The sequence below is a fragment of the Neisseria sp. HMSC069H12 genome, assembly GCF_001812735.1.
GTDB classification, from domain to species: Bacteria; Pseudomonadota; Gammaproteobacteria; order Burkholderiales; family Neisseriaceae; genus Neisseria; species Neisseria subflava.
In genome coordinates, this window is the sequence record NZ_KV810303.1 from 36,655 (window position 1) to 47,709 (window position 11,055).

General features: G+C 46.9%; 9 protein-coding genes. 5 read left to right on the forward strand and 4 right to left on the reverse strand.

Going from position 1 to position 11,055, the window contains the following annotated elements; all coding sequences use genetic code 11:
• Positions 1 to 103: 103 nt before the first annotated feature.
• A complete protein-coding gene (gene pflA / locus HMPREF2872_RS10880; protein WP_070633641.1) occupies positions 104 to 910 on the forward strand; it encodes a pyruvate formate lyase 1-activating protein in 807 nt (268 codons plus the stop codon).
• 65 nt (positions 911 to 975) lie between these two features.
• On the opposite strand, the gene HMPREF2872_RS10885 is transcribed toward pflA, so the two are convergent.
• The gene (locus HMPREF2872_RS10885; RefSeq protein ID WP_070633643.1) at positions 976 to 2,688 is read right to left on the reverse strand and encodes a proline--tRNA ligase; all 1,713 of its coding nucleotides are present in this window, start codon (positions 2,686 to 2,688) and stop codon (positions 976 to 978) included.
• Between the two features lie 496 nt (positions 2,689 to 3,184).
• Here HMPREF2872_RS10885 and fghA point away from each other — a divergent pair, with 496 nt between their 5' ends.
• A complete protein-coding gene (gene fghA, locus HMPREF2872_RS10890; RefSeq protein WP_070633589.1) occupies positions 3,185 to 4,033 on the forward strand; it encodes an S-formylglutathione hydrolase in 849 nt (282 codons plus the stop codon).
• 95 nt (positions 4,034 to 4,128) lie between these two features.
• Here the strand turns inward: fghA and recA are convergent, their stop codons facing one another.
• From recA to HMPREF2872_RS10905, 3 genes are all read right to left on the reverse strand, one after another.
• Complete coding sequence (gene recA, locus HMPREF2872_RS10895) at positions 4,129 to 5,175, reverse strand: recombinase RecA (RefSeq protein ID WP_070633591.1); 1,047 nt, start codon at positions 5,173 to 5,175, stop codon at positions 4,129 to 4,131.
• 147 nt (positions 5,176 to 5,322) lie between these two features.
• The gene (gene aroA, locus HMPREF2872_RS10900; RefSeq protein WP_070633592.1) at positions 5,323 to 6,615 is read right to left on the reverse strand and encodes a 3-phosphoshikimate 1-carboxyvinyltransferase; all 1,293 of its coding nucleotides are present in this window, start codon (positions 6,613 to 6,615) and stop codon (positions 5,323 to 5,325) included.
• Positions 6,616 to 6,877: 262 nt separating this feature from the next.
• Positions 6,878 to 7,483, reverse strand: coding sequence for a CoA pyrophosphatase (locus tag HMPREF2872_RS10905; protein WP_070633594.1), 606 nt, complete (start codon positions 7,481 to 7,483; stop codon positions 6,878 to 6,880).
• 175 nt (positions 7,484 to 7,658) lie between these two features.
• Between HMPREF2872_RS10905 and HMPREF2872_RS10910 the strand changes: the two genes are divergently transcribed.
• Genes HMPREF2872_RS10910 through ispE form a run of 3 tightly spaced genes read left to right on the forward strand, consistent with a single transcriptional unit; the run spans position 7,659 to position 11,019 of the window.
• A complete protein-coding gene (locus HMPREF2872_RS10910) occupies positions 7,659 to 9,521 on the forward strand; it encodes a tetratricopeptide repeat protein (RefSeq protein ID WP_070633596.1) in 1,863 nt (620 codons plus the stop codon).
• Positions 9,522 to 9,577: 56 nt separating this feature from the next.
• Entirely contained in the window at positions 9,578 to 10,162 is a 585-nt protein-coding gene (gene lolB / locus HMPREF2872_RS10915; protein ID WP_070633598.1) for a lipoprotein insertase outer membrane protein LolB, read from the forward strand.
• 8 nt (positions 10,163 to 10,170) lie between these two features.
• Complete coding sequence (ispE, locus tag HMPREF2872_RS10920; protein ID WP_070633645.1) at positions 10,171 to 11,019, forward strand: 4-(cytidine 5'-diphospho)-2-C-methyl-D-erythritol kinase; 849 nt, start codon at positions 10,171 to 10,173, stop codon at positions 11,017 to 11,019.
• The last annotated feature ends 36 nt before the right edge of the window (positions 11,020 to 11,055 follow it).

Below are 11,055 nucleotides of genomic sequence, written 5' to 3' on the forward strand. Positions count from 1 at the left end.
TTTGGTTTGTTTTGAAACAAAGCTCCAAGGCCGTCTGAAATGTTCAGACGGCCTTTATTATCGTACAATCCATATAAGCAAAAATATTTTTGAGCCGAACACTATGTCCACGACTTTTGCCATTACCCCCGAGCCGGAACTGAAAGACCTTGGCCACCGTCACTATAACGGCAAAGGCATTATTCATTCGATTGAATCTTGCGGTGCTGTCGATGGTCCGGGCTTGCGCTACGTGCTCTTTTTGCAAGGTTGTCTGATGCGCTGCCTGTATTGCCATAATCGCGACACATGGGATCTCCATACCGAGCAGGCGCAGGAATTGGATGTGGCAACCGTGATGAAGCAGGTCATGACCTATCGTCATTATCTGCGTGCGACAGGCGGAGGCGTAACGGCAACCGGCGGCGAGCCGTTATTGCAATATGAGTTTGTACGCGATTGGTTTACGGCCTGTCGGGAACACGATATCCATACTTGTCTCGACAGCAATGGCTATGCTTTGCACTATGACTCTATTTTAGATGATTTGCTCGATCATACCAATTTGGTTATGCTCGACTTAAAACAAATCGATCCTGAAATCCATAAAGTGCTTGTCGGTATCCCAAATACCAAAACGCTGAAATTTGCGTGCTATCTTGCGGAACGCAATCAGCCGACACGGGTACGTTATGTGGTTGTTCCCGGTTATACCGATGATGAGCGTTCAGCGCATTTATTGGGCAAGTTTATCGGTGATATGGATAATGTCGAAATGGTCGAGCTTTTGCCGTATCACGAATTGGGCGCACACAAATGGGCTTTGTGCGGCGACAAATACAAATTAAAAGGCGTACATCCGCCGCCTAAAGAAACCATTTTGAAAATCAAAGAAATATTAGAGAGCTACGGAAAAAACATTATTTATTAAAACAGAAAAAGGCCGTCTGAAACGAAATAATCAGTTTCAGACGGCCTTGTCATGATTGAAAAGACTTAAGCGTTCAATGCGGCCAGAACCTTGGCGACAACTTCTGATACTGCAACAGCTTGCGCCTGATTGTCACGGCGTTCGGCATATTCGACATTGCCTTCTTTCAATGCGCGATCGCCGATCACTATGCGGTGAGGAATACCCAACAGCTCGGAGTCATTCAGCAATACGCCTGCACGTTCGTCGCGGTCATCCAACAATACATCCGCACCGGCAGCCAAAAGCTCGGCATAGATTTTGTCAGTGGCTTCGCGTACGGCTTCTGATTTTTTGTAGTTCATCGGCACGATAACGACTTCAAACGGCGCCATTGCTTTGGTCCAAACAATGCCTTTTTCGTCGTTGTTTTGCTCGATGGCGGCAGCGACAACGCGGGTAATACCGATACCGTAGCAGCCCATTTCCATGATTTGGGATTTGCCGTTATTGTCCAAGAAGCTGACATTCATGGCTTGGGTATATTTGTCGCGTAATTGGAAAACGTGGCCGACTTCAATACCGCGCGCCAGTTTCAGACGGCCTTGTTCGTCGGGGCTGATGTCGCCTTCGATGACATTGCGCAAATCGACAAATTCAGGCTCGGCAGCATCGCGGCCGAAGTTGAAGCCGGTATAGTGGTAGTCGTCTTCGTTCGCGCCGATAACCCAGTCTGCGCCTTTTTCGGTGGCGAAATCGGCATAGACTTTACCTTTGAAGTTGACAGGGCCGAGAGAGCCGCCGTTTGCACCGAACTGTTCAACAATCGCGGCAGGGCTTGCCATGGTCAGTGGCGATTTCACACCAGCCAGTTTTTCTGCCTTGATGTCGTTAAATTCATGGTCGCCGCGTAACAGCAGCAGAACGAGTTCGCCTTCGTTTTCGCCTTCAACCACGATGGATTTGAGGGTTTGTTCAACCGGAATATTGAGGAATTCAACCAAAGACTCAATGGTTTTGACGTTTGGCGTATGTACTTTGGTTAACTCGGCCTGAGCAGCGGCGCGTTCGCCTTTAAGCGGCAAAGTTGGTGCCAATTCGATATTGGCGGCGTAATCGGAAGTGTCGCTATATGCAATAACGTCTTCGCCGCTTTCAGCCAATACTTGGAATTCGTGAGAGCCGGTACCGCCGATGCTGCCGGTATCTGCGGCAACAGGACGGAATTCCAAACCCAAACGGGTGAAGATACGGCAGTAAGCGTCGTACATGGCATCATAGGTCGTCTGAAGCGAGGCGTAGTCGGCATGGAAGGAATAAGCATCTTTCATGACGAACTCGCGCGCGCGCATCACACCAAAACGCGGACGTACTTCATCGCGGAATTTGGTTTGGATGTGGTAAAAGTTTTTTGGCAGTTGTTTGTAGCTGTTGACTTCTTTGCGCACGATGTCGGCAATCACTTCTTCACAAGTTGGACCCATACAGAAATCGCGGTCATGACGGTCTTTCAGGCGCAGCAGTTCTTTACCGTAAAACTCCCAGCGGCCGGATTCTTGCCACAGTTCGGCGGGTTGTACCACCGGCATCAGCAGCTCTACGCTACCCGCGCGAGCCATTTCTTCGCGCACGATATTTTCAACTTTGCGCAATACGCGCAGGCCCATCGGCATCCAAGTATAAAGACCGGATGCGTTGGCTTTGATCAAACCGGCACGAATCATCAGCTTGTGGCTGGCAAGTGCGGCTTCGGCAGGGGCTTCTTTAAGGGTAGAAATGAAGAACTGGGAGGCTTTCATGGCGTATTTTTCTTTCTTAAAAATAAGTGCGTATTGTAACGCAAAATGTATGGCCGCGTGTCTTTTGAATGGCATCTGATGAAATTGGCCGTTGTTTCACAGAGCTTTTGATTCGGGGCGATTTTTAGGGATGTCAACCCTAATTTATGCACAAAGCCGCATAACCTTGTTTTACCTATAAATTTTCACTGTATGATTATAGTAAAATTCTATAAATATAACTACTTGATTTTATTATAGTTTATTTGATTAAATTTTAGTCAATTTAAGACTTGGTTTGTTCCTAAAGAAAATTTTACGATTACCCAAAGCTTATCAACAGATTTATCCACAGAGATTGTGTATAGATTTTAAATGCTGTCAGCGTAATGATTTCGCATGATTGGCAAGCCTTGTTTAAAGCAGATTTGGTTGCTTTAAAAAGAAGGGGCAACAACACGATGGGCAGGTTTTGCGCTAACATTCTGCTTATTGTTGTTTCCTTACAAGGAATAAAATGAAAAATTCAGAATTGCATTTGCTGGAACGCAGAAAGATGTTTAACGGGCATCAGGAACGCTACCGCCACTTTTCTCAAACCTGCCGGACGGATATGGTATTTGATGTCTATCTGCCGCCACAAGTCTTAAAAGGTTATCCTGCGCCTGTTTTATATTTTCTTTCCGGCTTAAATAGTGATGGTTCTGAATTGGTTCGGCAAAGCGGAATCCAGCGTTTTGCGGCGCAATGGAATATTATCGTGGTTTTTCCGGATACCTCGCCACGCGGTCAGCATGTTGCCGACAGCGAGGAATATTATCTTGGACAGGGTGCCGGATTTTATGTTAACGCAACTGAAGCACCTTGGGCGCAGCATTACCAAATGGAAAGCTATATCAGCCAAGAATTGCCTGATTTGATCGAGCATAATTTCCCAGTAACAAAAGAGCGCAGCATTGCAGGTTTCAGCATGGGAGGGCATGGTGCGCTGCATTTGGCTTTGAACTATCCCGGCCGATATGCCGCGGTTTCCGCTTTTGCACCTTTATGTCATCCTATCGATACGGAAGGCGGCAGGCAGGCGTTTTCAGCTTATTTGGGTCAAAACGTAGAAACATGGAAATGCTATGACAGTACAGAGCTGCTTCAGGCGGCCTCGCATAAATTGCCTGTTTTGATTGATGTCGGCAGTGAAGATGCTTTGTATCCTGAAGTCCTGCAACCGGAAGCATTTGTCCGCTCAGCGCGTGAAAAAGGTTTCAATATCCAATATAAAGTACGTCCGGGCTATGGGCATGACTATTTCTTTATTGCCAGCTTTATTGATTCGCATATTGAGTTTCATGCCCAAGCATTGGGGCTTTAAACCATATTAAATAAAAGGCCGTCTAAAATCCGATTAATGGTCGGATTTCAGACGGCCTTTATTTGGTCTTTTTTGACCTTTTATTTCAAACAGACTTATTCCTCAGGACGTTCGCCGTCGGTATCGTCTAATTTGCCTTCGGTAATATCGACATTGATACCGACTGCTGCACGGATTTTGGCATTAATTTCGTTGGCGATATCAGGATTTTCTTTCAGCCAAACGCGTACATTGTCTTTACCTTGGCCGATTTTTGCGCCGTTGTAGCTGTACCATGCACCGGATTTTTCAACGATGTCGTGTTTGACGCCCAAGTCGATCAATTCGCCTTCCCAGCTGATTCCTTCGCCGTAAAGAATATCGAATTCGGCTTGACGGAATGGAGGCGCAACTTTGTTTTTGATGACTTTGACTTTGGTTTCGTTACCAATGACGTCATCGCCTTTTTTAATCTGACCGGTACGGCGGATGTCGAGGCGGACGGAGGCGTAGAATTTGAGCGCGTTACCGCCGGTTGTGGTTTCAGGGCTGCCGAACATCACGCCGATTTTCATACGGATTTGGTTAATGAAAACAACCAATGTATTGGTGCGTTTGATGTGGCCGGTCAGTTTGCGCAGGGCTTGGCTCATCAGGCGGGCTTGCAGGCCGACGTGGCTGTCGCCCATTTCGCCTTCGATCTCGGCTTTAGGCACAAGTGCGGCTACAGAGTCGACAACGACCATATCGATACCGCCTGAGCGCACCAATGTATCGCAGATTTCCAATGCCTGCTCGCCGGTATCCGGTTGGGAGAGATAGAGTTCTTCGACTTTTACACCGAGTTTGCGGGCGTAAATCGGGTCAAAAGCATGCTCGGCATCGATGAATGCGCAGATGCCGCCATTTTTTTGGCATTGGGCAATGGCTTCGAGACAGAGTGTGGTTTTACCGGAGGATTCCGGGCCGAAAATTTCAACCACGCGGCCGCGGGGCAGACCGCCGACGCCGAGTGCCAAGTCCACGCCGAGGGAGCCGGTGGAAATAACATCAAGGTTTTCTTCCTGTTGGCTGCCGTCCATTTTCATGATGGAGCCTTTGCCGAAGTTTTTTTCGATTTGGGCAAGGGCGGCGGCTAAGGCTTTGCTTTTTTCGTCTGACATGTTTTCTCTCCGAAAGGAAATATGAATCGCTAAGAATTTATTTAGCTATTATCGCATAAATTAAGAAAAAGTATAGTTTTATTTTTATTTTTCAGACGGTCTGTGTTTTTTGTATGCAACAGGCCGTCTGAAACGTTGAATAATCAATCAGTTGGTCAATGATGCAAAAACTTGGAAATAGTCGGGGAAAGTTTTATGCGTACATTTCGGGTCGTTGATGATGACGGGGACGCCCAAAAGCGAAGCCAGTGAGAAACACATGGCCATGCGGTGGTCGTCGTAAGTATCGATGACGGCATCAGGAGTAAGTGTTTCGGGAGGCGTAATATGAATAGCTTCGGCTTCTTCAACGACTTCTGCACCCAGTTTGCGCAGTTCGTTTGCCATGGCGGCGATACGGTCAGTTTCTTTGACGCGCCATGAGCCGATATTACGCAGGGTGCAGGGCTGTTTGGTGGCCAGTGCGACGATGGCCAAGGTCATGGCCGCGTCTGGAATATGGTTGGCATCCAAATCAAAAGCCTGAATCTTGCGTTCGGCAGAACGGGAAATTTCAACAAAATTTTCGCCCCAAATGATATCCGCACCGATTTTCTCCAGTTCGCGTGCGAAGGCAATGTCGCCTTGAATGCTGTGTGCGCCGACGCCAGTCACGCGGATGGGTGTACCGGCAATCAGACCTGCGCCTAAGAAATAAGACGCGCTGGAGGCATCACCTTCTACATATAAATGTTCGGGCGCATGATATTTGGCACCAGCCGGGATTTTAAATACACGGTAGTCTTCATTGATGATGTCCACACCGAACTGCGCCATCAGCTTGAGCGTGATGTCGATATAAGGTTTGGAAATCAATTCGCCTACCATGTGGATTTCAAAAGCTTGTCCGGTCAAGGGCAAAGCCATCAGCAGGGCCGTCAGGAATTGGCTGGACACATTGCCTTTAATCGGAATAACGCGCTCGCCGTTGTCTTGGCGTTTGCCGATCTGAAGCGGAGGGTAGTTTTCATTGTCCAGATATTGTACATCTGCACCGGCAATGCGCAACGCGTCCACTAAATCGCCGATGGGGCGTTCGTGCATACGCGGTACGCCGTGCAGATGATAGTCGCCACCCAAAACGGCAAGCGCGGCAGTCAAAGGGCGGAATGCCGTACCGGCGTTGCCTAAAAACAAATCGGCGGTTGAGTTGGGAAAGTGGCCGCCGGCGCCATGAACTTTCAGACGGCCTTCAGGTAAAGATTCAATTTGTACGCCGAGTTTGTCGAGTGCTTCAAGCATTCGGTCGGTATCGTCGGATTTGAGCAAAGAATGGATTTCGCAAACGTTGTCGGAGAGTGCGGCTAAGAGCAGCGTGCGGTTGCTGATGCTTTTGGAACCGGGCAGGGCAACGGTGGAGGGCTTGAGTGTAGAAGCGGGCAGGCGGATGGATTCGGTCATGGCTGGGCTAAGCTCGTTTGAATTGTAAATCAGACCGATATTATACGCAGGCAAAGGCCGTCTGAAAAATGAAGAGAGCACAATTTATTTGTGAAAAAATGAATTTTTATATCGTTACACTATTTTCCAATCGTTTATTTTGAAATTTTCTGCTCCTGTTTTGTGTTTGTCGCTATAACTTATTTTGTTGTGGCAGGGATATAACCAAACACCATAAGAAAATCAGAAACCATTCTTTCCTATTTTTTCAGACGGCCTTGCCTTATTTAAAAGCTTGGCAATATTGCTGATAACGTTCTGCCAGTCCATATAGGATGATTGCTGTCAGTCCCCAAATGTCGTAGTGCCGAAAAGGTAGGGTGGGGAGGGCGAGGGTTTGATTGTTGTGATGAAGCTGACGGAATGTGTAGTTTCTCAGGTTTAAGGCGAAGCTCAAAGGCAGATAAAAAATTTCTGCTACTTCGTCGGGGTTGACTTTGGGGTTGACGGAATGGGTGCAAATTGCCGGAATAGGCGTAACACGATAGCCGGAAGGCGTGTCATAGAAGGGTAGCGGCGCAAAAGTCTGCCATGCGGTAATCGGAATGGCAGTTTCTTCATAAGCTTCTCTTAACGCCGTTGCCGTTAGGCTGTCGTCTTGAACATCTTTGCGGCCGCCGGCGAAGGCGATTTGTCCGGTATGCTGCCTTAAGGTCTCGGCCCTTTTGGTCAGTAAAATTTGCCATGCTCCTTCATGCAAGACAATGCTGACCAAAACGGCTGCTTCTTTAACCGTTTTTGGGGTAACTAATTGATTGCGCTCTGCTTGTATACGGCTACTGAAGTGTGAAGCTTGAGTTAGAAAATGGATAAGTTGGTCGGTATTCATCTTTGATGCTGATCGTTTTATGCAGATGAGGATTACACAAGGTTTACGGTTACCGTGTCAACAAAATAGGGTGCGTGTGTTACAGTTATGCCTGAATGATAAATAAAGCTTTGCGTCTGTTTTGCAAGTGCTTAGGCCGTCTGAAAATGTCGGCAGGTTCTCAAAAAGGATAGTTATGTTGTTTTCCCCATCCCGTATTCGAGTAGCAGCTGCGGCTGTAATGATGTTGTTTGCTACACAGACTTTTGCCGCGCCCAACGATTCAAAAACAGTTTTTGAATCGGCTAAGATTATTAAAAAGAAAAGCCGTGCCGACCGTTTTTCTCCTGAAGAGCGCGAGCAGGAGCGGATACGTCTGTTGGGTATACAAAACCGTACCTCGCAGGTTTTCACTTTGTTAAATTCAGAACTGGTCCTGCAAAAGGGTGATGCGGCTTCTGCGCTGTTTACGTATATTTTGACGTTGCATCGCACCAAATCTCCCGAAGTGGCCGAACGCGCTTTGGAGATGGCAGTTTCTTTAAATGCCTTTGAACAGGCTGAAGCCATTTACCAAAAATGGCGCGAAATCGAGCCGGAGCCTGGTGAAACACAAAAGCGTATGACTTGGTTGCGCAATTTGCTGTTGGGCAAAGCCGATAAGAATTTGAGCGGATTGGACAAGGTGATTGCCGGCGGTAGTGAAGACGAGCAAAAGCGCGTGTTCCTGCTTTTGGCACAAACCGCAGCACAACAGCCGAATCTGACCAGCGATGCGGTCAAGCAGGTACATAAAACGGCACTGAATTATAAAGACTTTCCAGAAGCAGCGATTGCGGATGCAATTTTTAGTGCAAAAGACGGTCAAAAGAAAAACGCCATTGCAGCATTGCAGCGATTGGCTAAGTTGGACAACGAAATCCTGCCGCCGACTTTTGTTACGTTGCGACTGATGGCGCAACGGCATCCTGATATTCTGGACGGCTTCTTCAAAGATACAGACACCAAAACCTTATCTCCGATTTGGCAGGAGTTGGACATCGCCAATTTGATCGCCCATGGTCAAAATGATCAGGCCTTTAAGCGTTTGCAGACTTTGTTGGAAGAAAATCCAAACCCTGATTTGTATATTCAGGCCGCCTTATTGTCCGCCAGCAAGACGGAAAATATTTCTGCGGTAAACAGCTATCTGGAAAAGGCTTATAAAGCCGGTACGGAAGAGCAGCGCAGCCGTGCGGCGTTGATTGGTGCGGTTTCTTATAATGATGCTGAAGAATTTGCGAAAGCCAAACAATGGCTGGACAAGGTAACGGCAACGGCTTATACGTTTGATAAAACTATTTTGGCCGCTTCTATCGAAGCCAAACAGGGCAACCATAAAGAGGCTTGGGCTTTGGTGCAACGCGCACAAAAAATGCCCGAGCAAAGAGGACGTTATTTTGAAGCCAGTGATTTGCTGAATACGGCTTTGTTTGTATTGTCTAAAAATACCAATCTTCAAGAATCGTTGAACGCTTTGAACAGCTTGGTAAATTCCACTGAAAAATCCTTGAAAACCCAAGCTTCTCCCGAGCTGCTTGCCAATGTGTTGTATCAGCGTTCGATGGTGTATGAGAAGCTGAATCAGCCAGGCAAGGCGATTACCGATTTGCGCCGAGTTGTTGAGTTGTATCCGGATAATCCACACGGTTGGAATGCTTTGGGCTATACCTTGCTGTCCAACGGCAAGGATTTGGAGGAAGCGTTTAAAATGGTTCAGACGGCCTATCAAATGGAGCCGGAAAGCGCAGCAATTAATGACAGTGTAGGCTGGGCGTATTATCTTAAAGGCGATGCACAAATGGCGCTTCCATATATCCAATATGCCTATGAAAAAGAACCTGAAGCCGAAGTCGCCGCGCATTTGGGCGAAGTCCTATGGACGCTTGGAGACCAAGACAAGGCCAAAGAAATCTGGAATGATGGTTTGAAGCGCGGAAGCAATCTCCGAGTATTAAAAGAGACAATGTCCAAATTCGGTATAACGTCCAGCAAACCACATCCTCAAAAACACAAATAAAACCAAAAGGCCGTCTGAAAAGTGTTTGATTTCAGACGGCCTATGAAGGAATGTCCATGAATGTAAAACAATTATCATCGGTTGCAGCCTTATTGCTTTTAGCTGCCTGTGCGCAGCCAAATTTGCCTCAGCAAAACAGTTGGCAAGCAGCAGAGCAGGTGCAGGATTTTAGCGCAGACGGTCGATTGGCTGTTAAAGCGGAAGGAAAAGGCTCTTATGCCAATTTTGACTGGACTTATCAGAATGCGGTTCAAACCATTGATGTTAATACACCGTTGGGCAATACCGTTGGCCAGCTGTGTCAAGACAGTGAAGGCGTATTGGCAGTGGACAGTAAGGGTAAGGTTTATCAAGCGGAAACGGCTGAGGAATTAAGCAGACAGCTTTTGGGCTTTGCTTTGCCGGTTCAATATCTGCATATTTGGGCGGATGGTAAACGCGTCGCCAATGCGCCATACAAAATCCTGCCTGATGGCCGTCTGGAGCAGTTTGACTGGACAATATCGCGTACTTTAAATAGTTCAGGACAGCCTAAAACGCTTCAACTTGAGAATGCTAAGTTTAATATCCGCTTGGTGTTCGATACAGTAAATCACTCTTTGGATAAGAATGGACAAACCCGATGCGCAGCACGCAAATAGAGGATGCCATGTCTGTTTCAGAGGAAATCCAAGCCTTTCCTGCGCCGGCCAAATTAAATTTGGATTTGAGAATTACCGGCCGTAGGAGCGATGGTTATCATAATTTGGAAAGTATTTTCTGTTTGATCGGCTTATACGATACCGTTCATTTGAAAATGCGTACTGATGGGCAGATTATTCTGCATACGCCGGTCGAAGGGCTTGAGCCCGAACAGGACTTGACTTATCGGGCGGCTAAATTATTGTTGCCATATGCAAACGTACCGCACGGTGTTGAAATTTGGTTGGATAAAGTGATTCCGACGGGCGGCGGATTGGGCGGCGGCAGCTCCGATGCGGCCACAGTTTTAATGGTTTTAAACCAATGGTGGCAATGCGGTTTGAGCAGGCAGCAACTGATTGATTTAGGTGTAAGTCTTGGTGCGGATGTTCCTTTTTTTATTTTTGGAAGAAGTGCTTTTGCCAAAGGAGTAGGCGAGAAGCTGGCTGAAATAGATGTCCCTAAACAATGGTATGTTATCGTTAAGCCCCCCGTCCATGTGGCAACAGCTAAAATTTTTGCACATGAAGGCTTGACACGTGATTCCAAACCCAGCATAATGCCGACTTTCCAATCATTACAGCCGTTTCAAAATGATATGCAGGCGGTTGTATTTCAGGAATATCCTGAAGTTTGGAAGGCTTATGTTGAGTTATCCCAATATGGTTATGTAATAATGACAGGTTCTGGGGCTTGTTTGTTTATAGCAAGTGCATCTCATCAAGAAGCAAATACAATTTACCAACAGGTTTTTCAATCATATGAAGCTTATTGTGTGGAAGGATTAGATATTCATCCTCTGTTTCATATGATTTAGTAAGTTGGGGAGTCGTCAAGCGGTTAAGACACTGGA